Annotated in this window: 14 protein-coding genes; 6 read left to right on the plus strand and 8 right to left on the minus strand. The window is 59.3% G+C overall.

Annotation, left to right across the window (positions count from 1 at the left end):
- Positions 1 to 109: 109 nt before the first annotated feature.
- Both cysS and BM036_RS01735 read right to left on the minus strand, forming a co-directional pair.
- Positions 110 to 1,516: a cysteine--tRNA ligase gene (cysS, locus tag BM036_RS01730; RefSeq protein WP_245742399.1), complete on the minus strand. Its 1,407-nt coding sequence runs from the start codon at positions 1,514 to 1,516 to the stop codon at positions 110 to 112.
- Positions 1,517 to 1,591: 75 nt separating this feature from the next.
- Positions 1,592 to 3,268, minus strand: a complete 1,677-nt coding sequence (locus BM036_RS01735) for a glutamine--tRNA ligase/YqeY domain fusion protein (RefSeq protein WP_091848489.1) — start codon at positions 3,266 to 3,268, stop codon at positions 1,592 to 1,594.
- 138 nt (positions 3,269 to 3,406) lie between these two features.
- On the opposite strand from BM036_RS01735, the gene BM036_RS01740 reads away from it, so the two are divergent.
- From BM036_RS01740 to BM036_RS01755, 4 genes are read left to right on the plus strand one after another with little or no spacing between them, the layout of a single operon-like run.
- On the plus strand, positions 3,407 to 3,916 hold the full coding sequence (locus BM036_RS01740; RefSeq protein WP_091848490.1) for a peptidylprolyl isomerase: 510 nt from the start codon (positions 3,407 to 3,409) through the stop codon (positions 3,914 to 3,916).
- On the plus strand, positions 3,913 to 4,638 hold the full coding sequence (gene lpxH / locus BM036_RS01745) for a UDP-2,3-diacylglucosamine diphosphatase (RefSeq protein WP_091848491.1): 726 nt from the start codon (positions 3,913 to 3,915) through the stop codon (positions 4,636 to 4,638). The genes BM036_RS01740 and lpxH overlap by 4 nt, the downstream gene beginning before the upstream one ends.
- A gap of 32 nt (positions 4,639 to 4,670) precedes the next feature.
- Positions 4,671 to 6,527 (plus strand): LTA synthase family protein, encoded by a 1,857-nt coding sequence (locus BM036_RS01750; RefSeq protein ID WP_091848492.1) that lies wholly within the window; start codon positions 4,671 to 4,673, stop codon positions 6,525 to 6,527.
- Positions 6,527 to 8,323, plus strand: a complete 1,797-nt coding sequence (locus BM036_RS01755) for a glycerophosphodiester phosphodiesterase (RefSeq protein WP_091848493.1) — start codon at positions 6,527 to 6,529, stop codon at positions 8,321 to 8,323. Before BM036_RS01750 ends, BM036_RS01755 begins: the two co-directional genes overlap by 1 nt.
- 34 nt (positions 8,324 to 8,357) lie before the next feature.
- Here BM036_RS01755 and BM036_RS01760 read toward each other — a convergent pair whose 3' ends face one another.
- The 3 genes from BM036_RS01760 to BM036_RS01770 all read right to left on the minus strand — a co-directional run bounded on the left by BM036_RS01760 (position 8,358) and on the right by BM036_RS01770 (position 11,102).
- Positions 8,358 to 9,215, minus strand: a complete 858-nt coding sequence (locus tag BM036_RS01760; protein ID WP_091848494.1) for a hypothetical protein — start codon at positions 9,213 to 9,215, stop codon at positions 8,358 to 8,360.
- A 31-nt stretch (positions 9,216 to 9,246) separates the two neighbouring features.
- The gene (locus BM036_RS01765) at positions 9,247 to 10,143 is read right to left on the minus strand and encodes a sulfotransferase domain-containing protein (protein WP_177185962.1); all 897 of its coding nucleotides are present in this window, start codon (positions 10,141 to 10,143) and stop codon (positions 9,247 to 9,249) included.
- 188 nt (positions 10,144 to 10,331) lie between these two features.
- Positions 10,332 to 11,102 carry a ferredoxin--NADP reductase gene (locus BM036_RS01770; protein WP_091848496.1) on the minus strand — a complete coding sequence of 257 codons (771 nt, stop codon included), beginning with the start codon at positions 11,100 to 11,102 and terminating at the stop codon, positions 10,332 to 10,334.
- 127 nt (positions 11,103 to 11,229) lie between these two features.
- Between BM036_RS01770 and BM036_RS01775 the strand changes: the two genes are divergently transcribed.
- Positions 11,230 to 12,114, plus strand: a complete 885-nt coding sequence (locus BM036_RS01775) for a LysR family transcriptional regulator (protein WP_091848497.1) — start codon at positions 11,230 to 11,232, stop codon at positions 12,112 to 12,114.
- A 442-nt stretch (positions 12,115 to 12,556) separates the two neighbouring features.
- On the opposite strand, the gene BM036_RS01785 is transcribed toward BM036_RS01775, so the two are convergent.
- Positions 12,557 to 13,174 carry a MiaE family protein gene (locus BM036_RS01785; RefSeq protein ID WP_091848499.1) on the minus strand — a complete coding sequence of 206 codons (618 nt, stop codon included), beginning with the start codon at positions 13,172 to 13,174 and terminating at the stop codon, positions 12,557 to 12,559.
- 195 nt (positions 13,175 to 13,369) lie between these two features.
- On the opposite strand from BM036_RS01785, the gene BM036_RS01790 reads away from it, so the two are divergent.
- The gene (locus BM036_RS01790) at positions 13,370 to 15,964 is read left to right on the plus strand and encodes a bifunctional aconitate hydratase 2/2-methylisocitrate dehydratase (protein WP_091848683.1); all 2,595 of its coding nucleotides are present in this window, start codon (positions 13,370 to 13,372) and stop codon (positions 15,962 to 15,964) included.
- A 182-nt stretch (positions 15,965 to 16,146) separates the two neighbouring features.
- On the opposite strand, the gene putP is transcribed toward BM036_RS01790, so the two are convergent.
- Both putP and BM036_RS01800 read right to left on the minus strand, forming a co-directional pair.
- Positions 16,147 to 17,637: a sodium/proline symporter PutP gene (gene putP, locus BM036_RS01795; RefSeq protein ID WP_091848500.1), complete on the minus strand. Its 1,491-nt coding sequence runs from the start codon at positions 17,635 to 17,637 to the stop codon at positions 16,147 to 16,149.
- Between the two features lie 385 nt (positions 17,638 to 18,022).
- Positions 18,023 to 18,796, minus strand: coding sequence for a helix-turn-helix transcriptional regulator (locus BM036_RS01800; RefSeq protein ID WP_091848501.1), 774 nt, complete (start codon positions 18,794 to 18,796; stop codon positions 18,023 to 18,025).
- Between the last annotated feature and the right edge of the window lie 13 nt (positions 18,797 to 18,809).

Here is an 18,809-nt window from a genome sequence, read left to right on the forward strand (position 1 = left end):
TTCCCTGAGAAGCAAGGTGGTTACGATTTCCACGTATTGCCTCTCACTCATACCTCGGGGCGCGATAGTTTACGCCATCTCCCCGGTCATTTCATACCGCCGTTCGATTTTACCCACGGCGCCAGCTGGTACCCTCACGGCTGTCATCCAGTATGATGCCCTTTTCCTGGAGTTCATCACGGATGCGGTCGGCTTCGGCGAAGTTCTTTGCCTTGCGCGCATCCGCCCGGGCCTGGATCATGGCCTCAATCTGTTCAGCAGAGAGATCACCCTCCACTCCAGCCTTGAAGAAGGCTTCCGGGTCCTGCTGGAGGATCCCGAGCACTGCGCCCAGACGAACCAGCACGGCAGCCAGCTCAGCCGCCCGGTCATCATGACCATCGCGGCGGGCCTGGTTCAGCTCGCTCGCCGCGCCGTGCAGTACGCTGATGGACCCCGCAGTGTTGAAGTCGTCGTCCATGGCCTCGTGGAACTGGCGGTCGAACTCCCCTTCCGGCACATTCTTGGCCGGCACCACACCCCGCAGCGCATGGTATAGCCGCTCGAGGGTACGCCCGGCTTCCGCCAGGTTATCCTCGGAGTAGTCCACCTGGCTGCGGTAATGGCTGGACACCAGGAAGTAGCGCACCACTTCGGGCGGATACTTGTCGAGAATCTCGCGAATGGTGAAGAAGTTGCCCAGGGACTTGGACATCTTCTCCTTGTTCACCCGGATCGCTCCGGCGTGCATCCAGGTGTTCACGAAATGATGGCCGGTGGCACACTCGGACTGGGCAATCTCATTTTCGTGGTGCGGGAACAACAGGTCCGGGCCGCCACCGTGAATGTCGAAGGTGTCCCCAAGGCAACGGGTGGACATGGCGGAACACTCGATGTGCCAGCCCGGCCGGCCATCCCCCCAGGGCGACGGCCAGCTGACCTCACCAGGCTTGGCCGCTTTCCAAAGCGCGAAGTCCGCCGGGCTTTTCTTGGCCTGTTCCACATCCACCCGGGCACCGGCCAGCAGGTCTTCCAGTTTCTTCTTGCTGAGCTTGCCGTAACCGTCAAAGCTGTTAACCGAAAAGTAAACGTCGCCGTTATCCGCCGCGTAGGCGTGGTCTTTGGCAATCAGCACGCGGATCATGGCGATAATCTCATCAATATAATCGGTCGCCCGGGGCTCTTCCGTAGGGGCCAGCACACCCAGTTTCTGCTCGTCCTCATGCATGGCCTGGATCATGCGGTCCGTGAGGGCGTCAAACGGCTCACCGTTCTCGTCGGCCCGACGCAGGATCTTGTCGTCAATATCGGTAATGTTGCGCACGTAGTGGACGTCGTAGCCCCGGTGGCGCAGGTAACGGGTAATCACGTCGAAGGCCACCAGCACCCGGGCATGCCCCAGGTGACAGTAGTCGTAGACCGTCATACCACAGACGTACATGCGCACCTTGCCCGGCTGGATAGGCTGGAACTCTTCTTTTTGCTGGGTGAGGGTGTTGTAGATTCTGATCACGGTTAAGGCATTCGCTTTGTGCATAGGTTTGACAAATCGCGAGAATAAAAGGCTTCAGCGTAAGCCATTCGGACACCGGGTGAAGGAATCCGGCGGGGTTTACGCCTTACCCTTCCCCCACGAATCCCGCAGAGTTACTGTCCGGTTGAAGACCAGTCGACCGGACTCGGAGGCCTCTTCGTCGAAGAAAAAGTATCCCTCCCGCTCAAACTGGTAAGGCAGGTCGGCACGGGGCTGCCCCAGGCTCTTCTCGGCGCGGACCTTTTCCAGGCGAACCAGGGATTCCGGATTGATATGGTCAACGAAGTCGCCTTCCTTGTCGCTGTCCGGGCTCTCATGGTTGAACAGGCGATCATAGACATTGATGTCCGCCTCAACCGAGTCCGTTGCGGACACCCAGTGAATCACACCGTTGGGCTTGTAGCCTTCCGGGTTAACGCCGAGAGTATTCGGATCGTATTCGCAGCGCAGTTCGACAATGTCGCCGCTATCATCCCGAACAATCTCACGACAGGTCATCACGTAACCGCCACGCAACCGCACCGCCTGGTCCGGCGCCAGCCGCTTCCACTTGCGGGGAGGCTCCTCCACGAAATCTTCCCGATCGATATACAGCTCCCGGGTCCAGGACACTTCACGGGTGCCCATATCCGGGTTCTGGGGGTGCACCGGCAATTCCAGGGTTTCAGAGCTGTCTTCAGGATAGTTGGTGAGCACCACCTTCAGCGGGCGCATGACGCACATGGCACGGGGCGCACGGGTGTTCAGGTCCTCACGGATGGCGTGTTCCAGCATGCCCACATCAACCGTGCCGCCGGCCTTGTTGACGCCGATCATGTCACAGAACGCGCGAATGGACTCAGGCGTATAGCCCCTGCGGCGCATGCCGGAGATAGTCGGCATGCGAGGATCATCCCAGCTGTCCACGTAGCCTTCGTCCACCAGCCGCTTGAGTTTGCGCTTACTGGTGACCGTGTAATTCAGGTTCAGTCGCGCAAACTCGATCTGCCGGGGCTTGCAGGGCGCCGAGATATTGTCGATCACCCAGTCGTACAGTGGGCGGTGATCCTCGAACTCCAGGGTGCACAGGGAGTGGGTAATACCCTCCATGGCATCAGAAATCGGGTGGGTGAAGTCGTACATCGGGTAAATGCACCACTTGTTACCGGTCTGGTGGTGCTCAGCATAGCGGATACGATAGAGGATCGGGTCCCGCAGGTTGATATTGGGCGATGCCATGTCGATCTTCGCCCGCAGCACCAGCTCACCGTTGCCGAACTTGCCGTCCCGCATATCACGGAACAACTGCAGATTCTCTTCCACCGGGCGATCCCGGTAGGGGCTGTTGCGGCCCGGCTCTTTAAGGGTACCGCGGTATTCGGTCATCTCCTCGGCAGACAGGGAGCAGACATAAGCCTTGCCCTTCTCGATCAATTCCACCGCGAAATCATGGATGGTATCGAAATAGTCGGATGCAAAATGGACGTCATCGGCCCAGTCATACCCCAACCACTTCACATCCCGCTTGATGGCATCGATGTACTCCTGCTCTTCCTTCTCCGGGTTGGTATCGTCAAAGCGCAGGTTGCACTCGCCACCGAAGGTCTCGGCAATACCAAAATTCAGGCAGATAGACTTTGCATGACCGATGTGCAGGTAGCCGTTGGGCTCCGGCGGAAAACGGGTCACCACCTTGCCGGTGTGGTCACCTTTGGCAATGGCGTCTTCGATCAGGCTTTGGATAAAATTGTGGGCTTTCTTCGACTCGGCGCTCATAGGGTCTCGGAATGAAAGAGGTGGATCTTAAACGGCCTATTATACGCATAAAAGGCGGTCGGACTCATGCATGGCGGCCAAGTCTTGCGTACAATAAACGTTATATCGATGACCGATCCCTCAATACAGGAAGCTTCAATGATTCTGCTGCAAACCACACACGGTGATATCAAGCTGGAACTGGACTACGACAAGGCCCCCGAAACCGCGAAGAACTTTGAACAGTACGTTCGTGACGGCTTCTATGACGGGCTTATTTTTCACCGTGTAATCAGCAACTTCATGATTCAGGGCGGCGGTTTCGAGCCAGGCATGCAGCCCCGCAAGACCCGCGACCCGATCCAGAACGAGGCCGATAATGGCCTGAGCAACATGCAGGGTACCGTAGCCATGGCTCGCACCATGGATCCCCATTCGGCCACCGCCCAGTTTTTCATCAATGTGGAAAACAACGGCTTCCTTGATCATACCGCCAAGACCGCCGAGGGCTGGGGATATTGTGTCTTCGGCCGGGTGGTGGAAGGCATGGACACGGTGAACCGCATCCGTGCCGTGCGCACCGAAAGCCAGGGCTTTCACGATGATGTCCCGTCAGAGAACGTCGTGATCGTAAAAGCCGAGGTGCTGGAGGATGGGGGCGAAGCGTGACCATTCGCTTCATTTCCGACCTGCACCTTGAAGAGTCACGCCCGGATATCACCGACGCCTTTCTCGCCTTTCTGAAGGACAAGGCCATGGGCATCGAAGCCCTGTACATCCTTGGCGACTTTTTCGAGGCCTGGATCGGCGACGACGAGCAGACCCCGCTGCAAAACCGGGTGGCAGACGCCCTGCGGGAAGTCAGCGACAGCGGCACCGCCCTGTACCTGATGCACGGCAACCGGGATTTCCTGATCGGCGAGGATTTCTGCAATCGTTGTGGTGCAGAACTCCTGCCGGACCCCACGGTGGTAGATCTGCACGGCACGCCGACCCTGCTGATGCATGGTGACAGCCTGTGCACGGCTGACGTCGAATACCAGAAGTTCCGTGCCAACATGCGTAATGAGCAATGGCAGCAGATGTTCCTGCAACGCCCGCTGGCAGACCGGCAGATGGTTGCCCGCCAGCTGCGGGAAATCAGCATGGCCAAGAATCAGGGTAAGGCTGAAACCATCATGGACGTAACGCCGGAAGAAGTGGTCCGGGAAATGGAGCATCATCGGGTGCAACGACTGATTCACGGCCACACTCATCGGCCGGCGATCCACCCGCTGACAGCCAGCGGCCAACCAGCGTGGCGTATCGTGCTGGGAGACTGGGACACCCATGCCTGGTGGCTTGATGTCACCGGTGACCAGGAACCCGCCCTTCACAAGCGGCCGCTTTAAGCAGGTTCCGGTGCCTGCGACAGGAGCTCCCCATGTCGGTTTACAGAGCGCTCCAGGACCAGCGGCTCGGGCTTACCGTGGTGTTGGCCTTTTTCTGGCTGCTGGTGGTTCGGCTGTGCCTGTTCCTGCAAAGTGGTGTATGGCCGGAAACAGGCTGGCTGCTCCTTAGCGATGCCGCAGGCGCTGTCACGGTTGCAGGACTGCTGATCCTGGCGCGCTCCTTTTGGCTGAGAACGGCTTTGGTTGTGGCGCTGGGCTGCCTGATGACGGCCTCCGCCATGCACCTCGCAGCCCACGGCACCTACCCCAGGCTTTCCATGATCAGCAAGGGGGCTGACCCGGTCTTCCTGGCATCATCGGTTTTCAACAGCCAGCTGCTGATGCTCCCCCTTTATCTGGGCCTGGCCTGGCTGCTCGTACGCATCTATCGATGGCTGGTTCCTATCCCGCCGCGCCGTATTACCTTTGCGACCCTGCTGGTCGTCGTAACCACGGGTCTTTACCTCGCCGCCTCCCATAGCCTGACCACCTCCCGGAATAACCTGGTGGCCAGTTTCCTGGCACAAATACCCATGGCATTGATGGCGCCCGCAGGTGCCCTGGTGGGAGAGGAAGTCGCCGACACCACCGCTCCGGAGCGATCACAAGCTGAACGTGAGTTCTTCGAAGCAGACGTCGCAAGCCCGGATGTACCGGAGCCCCCCAATGTCCTGTTGATCATGGTGGAAGGCCTTTCCGCAGGCTATTTTCCGTCTGTCAGCGAGTACCATGAACTGACACCCGTGGTTTCACTGCCGGAACTGGAAAACAAGCTTGCCGAGACCGGCTTCCGGCTGTACCGCAACACCCTCAGCATGGAGCGCCAGACAGACCGGGGCACATTTGCCATCCTCTGTGGCCAGTACCCGGACTTTCAGCGTCTGTCGACAAAGATGAGAGACGTCGCCAACGGCGAGGCCTTCCCCCTGTGCATGCCGGAGTTGTTGCGTTCACATGGTTACACCACCGCGTACTGGCAGGCTGCCCCGCTCAGCTACATGAGCAAGGACCGCTTCATGCCGCGCGCCGGATTTATACGGGTTACCGGTTCGGAAGCCTTCGAGCGAGACGGTGAAACACCGGAGGGCTGGGGGCCGCCCGACCCGATCTACTTTGCCAATGTGGCGAAGCGCCTGCGGGCACTGGACCAGGAAGCCCCCCGATGGATGGTTACCCTGCTCAACGTGGGCACCCATCACCCGTTCGATACCGGCGGCAAACAGGCCAGCAGTGAACAAGGCGAGCCCCCCTTGCCCACCGAGCCGTTACAGGCGCGGCGTAATGCCATGCAGGTCATGGAGCAGAGCCTGATTGCCTTCCTCGATGAAATGGACCAGGCTGGTGTCCTGGACAATACCCTGGTGATACTCACCTCTGACGAGTCAGGCGGCTTTGTCCGACAGGACCAGGAGTCCTTTCCCCTCAACGGCAACACCGGTGTACTGGCGGTCAAGCCGCCCCGGCCCGAGGCACTGGACGAGTATGCGGATCGCGATCGCATTGTCGCCCAGCTGGATATCCCGCTGACCATTCTGGATGCCACCGGTACCAGTAAGCCGATGATCGCGATGACAGGGCGCAGCCTGCTGAGCGGGGAAACCTCAAACCCCCGGGATCTGCTGTTGGCAGACACCTACACCGGCATGAAATTCTTTCTGCGGGAGAGCGGCGAACTGCTGGCCTGCACCGAGAGCCTGTTACGCTGCGAGACATGGACCTTTGAACCCGGGCGCCTGTTCGGTACCCTGTCACCAACCGACAGCGAACCCTTTCTGACCCTGGCACAACGGCTGCGGCTGTTCGGCGAATCCGCCAGAATGCCCACAGGCCCTTCTGTCAGCAGTGAGTAATGCGACTATTTGTTGATTCGCTTGGTATTCTGCGACGGCACCGTCGCAGCCTGCTGCTTTACCATCTGTTTTTTACCGGCCTGACGCTGGCCCTCCTGGGCCCAGCTGTCGGTGCCCTGCTGGCGGCGCTGGAGCCTGTGACCGGAGAAGGTGCAATCAGCACTGGCGGCATAGCCACTTTCCTGCTGTCTCCGGGCGGGATTATCTGGATGGCGGCGACCCTGACCGGCCTCATGGCCACCCTGACCCTGGAACAGGCCGGGATGACCGTTATCGCCTCCTCAGTGGAGCGTACTGGCGAGTATCGGCTCACCCTGGCCGCACTCTGGCAAACAGCCCTGCGATCGGGAAAACTGCTCTGGCTAACAGTACTCCAGGTGCTGGGCCATATAGGCATCGCCCTGCCCTTCCTGTTGCTCATTGCCCTGGCCTGGTGGGGATTGCTGTCTTCCTACGAAGTCTATTTCATTCGCCTGACACGACCATCGGAACTCTGGTGGTTCCTCGCCATTGCCGGAGTCGCCGTCGCGGGAATGGCCATCTGCAATGGCTGGCTGTTCCTGCGCTGGAGCCTGGCCGAACCCATCGTCACCCTGGAACGAACAACAGTCATCGGTGCACTGGCCGCCAGCAGCAGGCGAGTCCACGGCAGTAAAAGGGCGCTGATCACACCGCTGGCGGTTGGCGCAGTGCTGTTATTCGCCCTGCCGATACTGTTCACCTGGCTGTTCCAGTTACTGGGGACACCTTACCTGGCACTCATGCCCGCCAGCCCCCGGGCGTTACTGCCTGCCATAACCGCGTACATTGCGCTTTACCTGCTGCTCATGGTTGCCGTGACCTTTGCACTCTCTGCCGGTTACAGTGTGCTGATCTACCGAGTCTACCTTGCCACCAGCGGCCACTCCCGGAAGCATCACGCGGTTCCGCCGCCGGCCCACACCGGCGCACGGGCCTGGCTGGTTGAGAGCGTGCTGATCGTTACCGTACTGGTCCAGGCGGGCCTGGTAGTCAACGCCTTCGGTACAGCAGAACAGGTCACGATCACTGCCCACCGGGGCAATGCCTTTGTTGCCCCCGAGAACTCCGCAAGCGCCATCCACCGAGCCATCAAAGATGGTGCAGACTACCTGGAGGTGGATGTGCGGATGACCCGGGACGGCAAGCTCGTGTTATGGCACGATGCGAACCTTGCGCGCCTCCTGGGACGGCCAGAACGGATCTCGTCGCTTCTCTGGGACGACATCCGTGAGCTGGATGCCGGCAGCTGGTTCTCTCCGGATTTCGCGGGGGAACCCATTCTCACCCTGGAAGAGCTGATCAATATCACCCGGGGCCGGGCAAGACTGTTCCTGGACCTGAAACCAGACCATAACAGCCGCGACCTGGCCCGAAGGGTGGTTGAGCTCCTGCAACGGGAAAACGCGGTGGAGGGCACCATCATAGCTGCGGCACAGCGGCACGTCCTGAACGAAACCAGGGCCCTGGAACCCGCCCTGCGCACGGCCCTGCTGGCCCAGTTTGTAATTGGTCCACTGGATAACGGGCAGTTCGACATCCTCGGCCTGCGCTATAACCAGGCCAGTGCCGCCGCTGTCGCAAGGGCCCGGCAGCTGGGCTATGAACTGCACGTATGGACCGTCAATCAGCCGGCAGAGATGTCCCGCATGATCGACATGGGTGTCGACAACATCATCACCGACCGGCCGGATGTTCTGGCCCGGCTGCTGTCAGCCCGGAAAGAGCTTACCGATGGGGAGCGCCTGGCGCTGAAATTGCGGAACTGGCTGAGATAGCCCCGTTCGCCGGGTGTAATTTTGGGCAGAGATCTCAAAGGGTTTCCGCCGGCTCCCGATAGGTGTCCACCCGGTTCAGCCAGCCCGGCAGCCACCGCTCCCTTTCTATTGGGTTTACTGCCCGCTGAGCCCTGGCCGTCAGCACTGCGGCTGCCGCCTGACGGAACGCTGGCAATGCCTCCCGAGCCCCCGGGGATTCCATGGCCTCCAGCACCTGCAGAAGGCCCCAGCCAACACCGTCATACCGTTCCGACTCGGCCAACCCCTCGCCCTTGAAGTTGACATAGTCAATCAAAGCATAGGCGCCACCCGGCGTTTGCGTCAGCAGGTGGATCTTGCGACGAGTAGCAGCCGGGTCACCCGAGGCGGATGCAATCTGTTCGAGGCCAGCTCGCGCCCGCTGCAACAGGAACGCAGTCTGCCCTGCCTGCTCACGCTCCAGCAAACGCCGCAGCGCTTCAATCCGCTCATCCCGGCCTTCGGCCCGCAGGAAAGCCTGCCGGTCCGGCCACGGCGCCCCGCGCAGGATTTGCGCTTTTAACCATGCGGGCAGTTCCACTCCCTGCCCTTCCAGAAAACTCAACAGGGCCGGAAAGCTTTCCACAAAACGGCCGTCCACGCCTTCGGGGTACCAGATAAAATGACCAATACCGAGGGAAGGAAAGGCTTCGCCCTGGTTCCAGTGCACCAGGCAGGGCCGGCGGGAGGAACACTCGTTGCGGTAGACCTGTTGGCCTATCCAGGCCAGTTGTTTTTCTGACAGGTCCAGCTGTGGCTGTTCATTTAAACCAGATAGCCGCTTGCCCACGGCACAACCCGTGGTAGCCATTAACAGCGCCCCAACCAACAATACCCGGACTACGGTGCGCCTGAAGGCGCAATAACGTCTCATTGGATAGATCCATACTCTCTGTGGCACTGCGTCAATGAGCGCCGGGTTCCGCACGGTAACGCTCAAGTGCAGGGCTACCCGGACCCGATGTCGGCGTGACTGGCAGCTCGAATCCCCAGCGGCGTATATCAAATCCGTAGGCCTGGTAGAACCGCTGCATGTCCGGCGCGAGCTGAGCCATGATATAGGCCTGCTCGGACGGAGCCAGCAAGCGGGGGCGCCGGGGGGATACCGAAGCCAGTATCCGCTGCCCGGAACGTCTCACCGCAGCCGGCATGCCCTGGGTCACCCGGCCCAGGGGCGAACGTTTGACCCAACGTTCCAGTGTGCTCTGAACCCGGGTTTGGTTGACCACTTCAAACGACGACGGCCGGTAACGGTCATCGATACCAAGGAAACGACAGACCCTTGCCACGACCTGATCCGGGGAGACTTTCAGGTCGTCGAAGTCCAGCACCAGAAAATCCCGCTCCGGGAAAAACCGCCGGAACTGGGTGAGTTGCAAGTGGTAACTGGAGGTATTGATCAGATGATCATCCACAATCCGGTCGTTGAATGCCATATCCCGGAGCATGTAGTTGTAGTGGGAGACGATGCGCTCCAGTGGATTACGAACAATGTAGAGAAACTTCGGCCGGATTCCGTAACCATGGATACGCTGGGGAACCCCGGTTTCCCGCGGGTACTTGGTATAACCGGTCGAGGCCTCCATGGCGTAGCGATGGACGCCTGCGTCAAAGTTCCACAGCTCGTCGTAGTCACCGACACCCGTCCCGTGACGCTGCAGGGACGAAAAATATTCCGGTTCCTTGGTCACGGCGGGACAGATTTGTGGGTGGCCGGACAGATAATCATAAAGGGATGAGGTACCGCATTTCATGGCCCCAATGATCATCAGGTGACCGTCGTACGGTATATTCCCTGGCATCCTGGCCTCCTGTCTGGCGCCCGGCAGGTTCCAACTGCCTGGTAGCATGGTGTGTTCCCCCGTAACATTTGCAGAAACTAACCAATACCTCCTCCGGCAACAAGAGTGTAATTATTTTACAGGTTCACCCTTTCAGACATAAAAAACCCGGCCTGGGGCCGGGGTACAAGGCGAGGGGCCTGGAACACCTACTGCTCTACAAACGCACGCTCAATGACGTAATGACCCAGGTCACCGGCGCGGGCTTCACGAAAGCCCATGTCATCCAGGATACGGCAGGTATCCTTCAGCATGCTGGGGCTGCCGCAGACCATGAAACGGTCATTCTCCAGGTCAAACTCCGGCAGGCCCAGGTCGCTGGTCAGTTTGCCGTTTTTCATGGCGTCGGTGAGACGGCCTTCGTTACGGAACGGCTCGCGAGTGACGGTCGGATAGTACAACAACTTGCCGTCCACCATTTCACCGAAGTATTCATTCTTCGGCAGCCCTTCAATTTCGTCCTGGTACGCCAGCTCGGAAATATAGCGAACGCCATGGGTCAGGATCACCTTGTCGAAGGCTTCGTAAACTTCCGGATCCTTGATGATGCTCATGAACGGCGCCAGACCGGTGCCGGTGCTGATCAGCCACAGGTTTTTCCCGGGCAGCAAGTTGTCAAGAATCAGGGTACCGGTCGGCTTGCGGCTGACCAGGATCTCGTCGCCCACCTGGATTTTCTGCAAACGGGAGGTCAGCGGGCCATCCGGCACCTTGATGGAGAAAAACTCCAGCTCTTCCTCATAGTTCGCACTGGCAATGCTGTAGGCCCGCATCAGGGGCTTGCCGTCGGTCTCCAGCCCGATCATGGTGAAATGACCGTTCTTGAACCGGAACCCGGGGTCACGGCTGGTCGTAAAGCTGAACAGGGTATCGTTCCAATGCCTTACGCTGGTCACCGTCTCTACGTTCATCTTGCTCATGGTCGTCAATCCACCTGAATATCTGAATGCCTTATGGAAAGGTTAACTGCATTGTGTGCATGGTAACCGACGTGTAACCTATCGATGAAATGGGATATTTTCATAACGTTATTCGGGAAAACCGATTATGAAGTACACCTTCCGCCAACTCGAGGTCTTCCTGGCCGCTGCCCACTTCCAGAACATCACCCGTGCGGCCGAATCTCTGGCCATGTCCCAGTCTGCCGCCAGCAGCGCCCTGAAAGAGCTGGAAAACCAGTTTGATATCAAGCTCTTTGACCGTGTTGGCAAGCGCCTGCAACTCAACGAGCTGGGCCGCCTTTACCGACCCAAGGTCGAGAGTCTGCTCGCCCAAGCGGGTGAGCTGGAACAGGCGTTCAGCCAACACACGGAGGTTGGCGCACTCAAGGTCGGCGCCACCCTAACCATAGGTAACTATCTGGCCGTTGGGGTCATGGCCCAATACATGAATTCCCCTACACAGCCACGGGTTTCGCTGGAAGTGGCCAACACCAGCACCATCGCCCGGCGGGTTTCAGACTTTGAACTGGACATCGGATTAATCGAGGGGGAGCTCCAGGCTCCGGAACTGGAGGTCATCCCCTGGCGCAATGATGAGCTGGTGATCTTCTGTTCCCCGGATCATCCCCTGGCCGAAAAGCGAGGCCTGACCGACGAAGACCTGGTTTCCGCAACCTGGATCGCCCGGGAGCCCGGATCCGGCACCCGCCAGACGTTCGAGCGGGGTATGCATGGGCTGTTACCGAAACTGAACATCCTGCTGGAACTGGAGCACACCGAGGCCATCAAGCGGGCCGTCGAGGCCAATCTGGGTATCGGATGTCTGTCGAAGGTCTGCCTTGAGGATGCCTTCCGGCGAGGTTCACTGGTGCCGTTGCAAGCCGCAGCCCACCGCCGCTTTGACCGGCAGTTCTACTTCATCCTGCACAAGCAGAAGTACAAAAGTGCCGGTATTGATCGGTGGATGGAGCTTTGTAGAAATCTCGGATAGTCACCAATAACCGTACCTTCCAAACGAACCTCCACCAAACTGGCGGTAACTCCCAGGATTAAGGGAGACGGGCCGGAGAGGTCTGTCTGGAACCTGGAGCGCCATGGATGGCGCGACGGAGCCCTACAAGGATGTACTTGCGAGGCGTTTCCGGACAGACCTCTCCGGACCGGCTCCCCTTGCACAGGTTCCGCAGACCGTGTTCAAGAAACAAGTTTACATGGGAGGCAAGGCTCAGCCTTTGCCCGCTTCGTTGAGGTACAGTAACCAGCCTGTTAATGTGCTGCCGGGCGACCCGGGCCGGTAACGCTTTTCCGGACACGCCCCGTGAATACATCCCTGTAGGGCTCCGTCGCGCCGTCCCTGGCGCTCCAGGGTCCGGAAAAGCGTTCCCAACCCGACTCGCTGCAACTACAGCGATACCGCCCGTAGAACCCTGGCCTCAAGTATTTACTGGGCCGCTATGAAAACGGAACGCATCATCAGGAGCCTCAATTAACTCCTTCTCGATGGCGAGAAACTCCGCCACTCGATCTTCCACCGGCCCACCATTCGCCTGCTCCGCCAGCTTCAGATAATCCTGGTAATGCCGGGCCTCGGACTTCAGCAGGCTGTTATAGAAATCCGCCAGCTTGTCGTCCAGAAACGGCGCCAGCGCCGCAAACCGCTCGCAGGAACGCGCCTCGATAATTGCACCAACAATCAACACATCCACCAGCCGGCCAGGATCCTCGCTACGAACCAGCGACCGCAGCCCCGCGGCATAGCGGGCCGGCGACAAATGACCGTACTCGACCCCCCGCTTCTTCATGATCGCCAGCACCTGCTCAAAGTGCCGCAACTCCTCTCTGGCCAACCGGGACATCTTGTTCAGCAAATCGGCGTTGTCCACGTAACGGTACATCAGACTCAATGCCGTCGACGCAGCCTTCTTCTCGCAATGGGCATGGTCAATCAGCATCAGGTCCTGGTTCGCCAGGGCATTGTCGATCCACAGTTGAGGGGTGCGGCAGGGCAGGAAATCGTGAATTTCGGCAAGGGCGGCGCTGGTATCAGACATAACGGAATCCGGCTGAAGGTTCGATTGGCGCGGGGAGTATACATCAGGATATGTTCAGTCTCCGACCATAGGCCAGCTTAACTTTACCCCCTGATTCCTATAGAATGCAGCGCCGATTCGTGGCCTTTTCCACACAACAACGCCCGCCAGCTCACGGGCCCGCGCGGGTTTCCCCAACTGATGAGGGTCTATATCGTGTTAGAAGCATATCGTGAACACGTTGCAGAGCGCGAAGCTCTGGGCATTCCCCCCAAGCCTTTGAACGCCGAGCAGACCGCCGAGCTGGTGGAACTGCTGAAAAACCCGCCCAAGGGTGAGGAAGAGTTCCTGGTTTACCTGCTGGAAAATCGCATTCCGCCGGGCGTTGACGAAGCCGCCTACGTGAAGGCCGGTTTCCTGTCTGCCATCGCCAAGGGCGAGGCTACCAGCCCGCTGCTGAACAAGGAAAAAGCGGTTGAGCTGCTGGGCATGATGCAGGGCGGCTACAACATCGCTACCCTGGTTGAGCTTCTGGACAATGATGAGCTGGCCAAGCTGGCCGGCGAGAAGCTCAAGAAAACCCTGCTGATGTTCGACGCCTTCAACGACGTGAAGGAAAAGATGGACGCCGGCAATGCCGTCGCCAAAGAGGTGGTCGAATCCTGGGCCAACGCCGAGTGGTTCACCAGCAAGAAGAAGGTTCCCGAGAGCACCAAAATGGTAGTGTTCAAGGTAACCGGTGAGACTAACACTGACGACCTGTCCCCGGCTCCGGATGCCTGGTCCCGCCCGGACATTCCGCTGCACGCACGCGCCGCCTATAAAATGGAGCGTGATGGCCTGAAGCCGGAAGAGCCTGGCGTCACTGGCCCGATGGGCCAGATCGATGAAATCAAGTCCAAGGGCCTGCCGGTTGCCTTTGTCGGCGACGTGGTAGGTACCGGTTCTTCCCGTAAGTCCGCCACCAACTCTGTACTGTGGTTCTTCGGTGAAGATGTCCCGGGCGTTCCCAACAAGCGTGCCGGTGGCGTATGCATCGGTAACAAGGTTGCCCCGATCTTCTTCAACACCATGGAAGACGCAGGCGCCCTGGTTTTCGAAGCACCCGTAGACGACATGAACATGGGCGACGTGATCGAGATCCGTCCCTATGAAGGCAAGATCCTGAACGAGGCTGGCGAGACCATCTCCGAGTTCAAGTTCAAGTCTGACGTAATCCTGGACGAGGTGCAGGCTGGTGGCCGTATCCCGCTGATCATTGGCCGTGGCCTGACCACCAAGGCCCGGGCGGCACTGGGCATGGGCGCCACCGATATCTTCCGCCTGCCGAAGGACCCGGAAGCCGGCACCAAGGGCTTCACCCTGGGCCAGAAGATGGTTGGCAAGGCCTGCGGCCTGGAAGAAGGCCAGGGCGTTCGCCCGGGCACCTACTGCGAGCCTCACATGACCACCGTGGGTTCCCAGGACACTACCGGCCCGATGACCCGGGACGAGCTGAAAGACCTGGCGTGTCTGGGCTTCCAGGCCGACCTGGTCATGCAGTCCTTCTGTCACACCGCTGCCTATCCGAAGCCGGTTGACGTGGAAATGCAGCACACCCTGCCGGACTTTATCCGTACCCGTGGCGGTGTGTCCCTGCGTCCGGGTGACGGTATCATCCACTCCTGGCTGAACCGTATGCTGCTGCCGGACACCGTTGGTACCGGCGGTGACTCACATACCCGCTTCCCGATGGGCATCTCCTTCCCGGCCGGTTCCGGCCTGGTAGCATTTGCTGCGGCCACCGGCGTTATGCCGCTGGATATGCCTGAGTCTGTGCTGGTTCGCTTCAAGGGCGAAATGCAGCCGGGTATCACCCTGCGTGACCTGGTCCATGCCATTCCGCTGTACGGCATCAAGGAAGGCCTGCTGACCGTCGAGAAGAAGGGCAAGATCAACGAATTCTCCGGTCGCATCCTCGAGATCGAAGGCCTGGAGCACCTGACTGTTGAGCAGGCGTTCGAGCTGTCTGACGCCTCCGCCGAGCGCTCTGCAGCCGGTTGTACCATCAACCTGTCTGAAGAGTCCGTGGCTGAGTACCTGCGCTCCAACATCACCATGCTGCGCTGGATGATTGCCGAAGGTTACGGCGACCCGCGCACCCTGGAGCGTCGCGCCCAGCAGATGGAAGAATGGCTGAAGGATCCGAAGCTGATGCGCGCCGACAAGGACGCAGAGTACGCCCACGTGGTGGAAATCGACCTGGCCGACATCAAGGAGCCCATCGTCTGCTGTCCCAACGACCCGGACGATGCCAAGTTCCTGTCTGAAGTCGCAGGCGACAAGGTGGACGAGGTGTTCATCGGCTCCTGCATGACCAACATTGGCCACTTCCGTGCAGCCGGCAAGCTGCTGGAGCAGAACAAAGAGCCTCTGAAAACACGTCTGTGGATGTCTCCTCCCACCAAGATGGATCAGCAGCAGCTGATGGACGAAGGCTACTTCAACACCTACGGCACCGCCGGTGTTCGCACCGAGATGCCGGGTTGCTCCCTGTGCATGGGTAACCAGGCACGTGTGGCTGCCAAGTCCACGGTTCTGTCCACCTCGACCCGTAACTTCCCGAACCGCCTGGGCGATGGTGCCAATGTGTACCTGACCTCTGCGGAACTGGCGGCTGTGGGCGCGGTACTGGGCAAACTGCCGACACCGGCAGAGTACATGGAGTACGCCAAGGACCTGAACAGCATGTCGGCGGAAATCTACCGCTACATGAACTTCGACCAGATGGAAGAGTATTCCGAGAAGGCGAAGTCCGCTCAGGTAGCCTGATTTCAGGGCCCGGTGTTATCGGGCCCCTGACTATCGAAAACGCCAGCCTTCGGGCTGGCGTTTTTTTATGGCTGGAGGCTGGCTGGCTCACCTGGAGGTGCGCCGGCCGGGCTCCGTAAGCACCTGTAAAAAAAGGGCTCCCGAAGGAGCCCTGTCAATCACTGGTTCGTGACACCGGTGTGTTACCGCTCGATATGCTGGTACTCACCTGCGTCGGAAGTCGCCAGGCTGACCACCATAATGGCAACCCAGGCGGCAATAAAGCCGGGGATGATTTCATAGACGCCGGGGCCGCCCATGAACGAGCCGTTCCAGCCCAGGGAGATCCAGATCATCACCGTTGCCGCCCCAACCACCAGGCCTGCAATGGCGCCCGCACCGTTAGTACGTGGCCACATCAGGGACAGGATGATCAGCGGGCCGAAGGCCGCACCGAACCCGGCCCAGGCGTTACTCACCAGCGCCAGAACCTGGGATTCCGGGTCAGACGCAATCAGTGCTGCCACCAGGCCTACAGCCACTACGCAGGCGCGACCTACGTTCACACACTCCCGGTCTGTTGCTTCCTTGCGAAGGAACAGGCGATAGAAGTCCTCAGTCAGTGATGAGGAAGACACCAGCAGCTGACTGGAAATGGTACTCATGACCGCAGCCAGCAACGCTGCATACAGGAAACCGGTAATCAGCGGATGGAACAGCAGGTCTGACAGGATAATGAAGATGGTTTCCGGGTCGGCGACATCCAGGCCGTTACGTACGGCATAGGCCCGACCAAAGATGCCCAGTGAGATAGCGCCAATCAGCGAGATCCCCATCCAGGTCATACCAATGTTGCGAGCAATGGGCACATCCTTGAGGGTACGGATGGCCATGAAACGCACGATGATATGTGGCTGGCCGAAATAGCCCAGCCCCCAGGTTACCGCAGAGAGCCAGCCGATAATGGTCAGCCCCTCGGTCCAGGACAGCAGTGTCGGATCCACTTCGTTCAGGGTCTGGGATGCCTGGGCATAGCCGCCACCACCTTCGCCAAAGAGCACGACGGCGGGCATGATGACCAGTGCCAGCATCATGATGCAGCCCTGTACGAAGTCAGTCATGCTCACTGCCAGGAAACCACCAACAACCGTGTAAGCCAGGACAACACCGAGGGTGATCAGGATGCCGACTGCATAGTCACTCATGCCGGGTACGTTGATGATTTCAGAGAACGCACTTTCGAACAGCTTGCCACCGGCCACCAGGCCGGATGCCGTATAGACGGCGAAGAAAATTACGATAACGATCGCCGAAACCGTTCGCAGTGAGAGCGCCTGGGTCGGAAACCGGTTGGCCAGGAAGGCGGGAATGGTGATGGCATTACCATAATGGACCGTCTGCTCCCGCAAACGTGGAGCGACGATAACCCAGTTGATAAACGCCCCCACGAACAGGCCGATGCCGATCCAGGCAGACGCCAGCCCCGATACGAACAAAGCCCCTGGCAGCCCCAGCAGCAACCAGCCGCTCATATCCGACGCACCGGCAGACAGCGCTGCCACTTTCGGACTCAGCGCCCGACCGCCCAACATGTAGTCCTCCGAGGACGATGTCGACGTGCGCATCGCATAGAGCCCGATGACAATCATCAGCCCGAAGTAGACAAACAGACTAATCCATACACCCGTAGCCATGTAATTCCTCCAGTTTGTTGATACGGCCGGTAATAGCGACCGTCAGGCAAACCGCGAGCCGCACGACGGACAAGCGGGCAATACCTGTTATTTTTTATCACTTCGTGGCCAATTCCTTTTGCCTTCTTCCTCCTGATCCGCAGCGGAGGGCCATAATTGCGCCCCCGACAGGATTAATCAGTACTGTTCAGTTTAGATGCTCAACGAAAAATTCCACTTGCACCTTGTTGGAAGCACGCATTTCCCTTGATCGCGCGCCACAACCGAACAGAAAACCTGCTGCGGATTAATAATCGTTTAATTTAACCTTACACCGACAGGGACACTTCCGAATTCCTTCTGAGACTTTACAAATTCCTACGATGTTTCACGGAATCAGGCAGTTTCAGGCGTGACTACGAAGCTGGGTCGGCGTAAGGCCACGGTGTTTACGCAAGGCGGTGGTGAGAGCGGACTGGCTGGAAAACCCGGTTCGGGCGCTGATATCCGCCACCGGGAGCGACGTGGTGCGGAGCATCTGACAGGCCTGGTCAAGACGGGTGTTGAGCAAAAACCGGTAGGGACTGGTGGCCATGGTCTTACGGAACAACTCGTGAAACCGGCTCTGACTCAGGCAGGCCTGGGCGGCCAGGTCTTCGACGGTAATCCGTTCATTGAGGTTCTCGAGAACAAACTGCCGCAACTTTTCCGGATCAAGCCCCGGCCGCCGCAGAGGTACGGTCTCCGCTCCCCGGGCAAGCCGGTCGGATAACGCCAGCAAAATGGCCGTGGCAAGATGGTTGCGGATACCCTGTTCAGCACCGGGCCGTCGTATCTCGGTGGCCGAGACCTGTACCAGCTGTTGCAGATGGGCATCAAGCCCGACTACCACGGTCTTGCTGAACAGTCGCCTGATGGCAGCAAAGTCCCGGCAATGCGCCTCCCCGGGCTGGGGGTGCCAGGCATCCACATTGATCACCAGCACCTGGTTTTCAGGACCGCCAGAAAATTCGTGGGGTATCCTGGCCGGCACCAGGCAGGCTCGCCAGGTATCCAGGCGGCCTTCCCGACCGGCAACGTTCCCTTCCGCCCGCCCGTAAAGGCCGATCACTGCCTGATGGTGGTCATGGGTGTGCTGGTGGGTGAATTCAGGCAGTGTCTGGAGGCGCGCTGACAGCATGGTGGGTTCTCTT

The organism is Marinobacter segnicrescens, assembly GCF_900111555.1.
GTDB lineage: Bacteria > Pseudomonadota > Gammaproteobacteria > Pseudomonadales > Oleiphilaceae > Marinobacter > Marinobacter segnicrescens.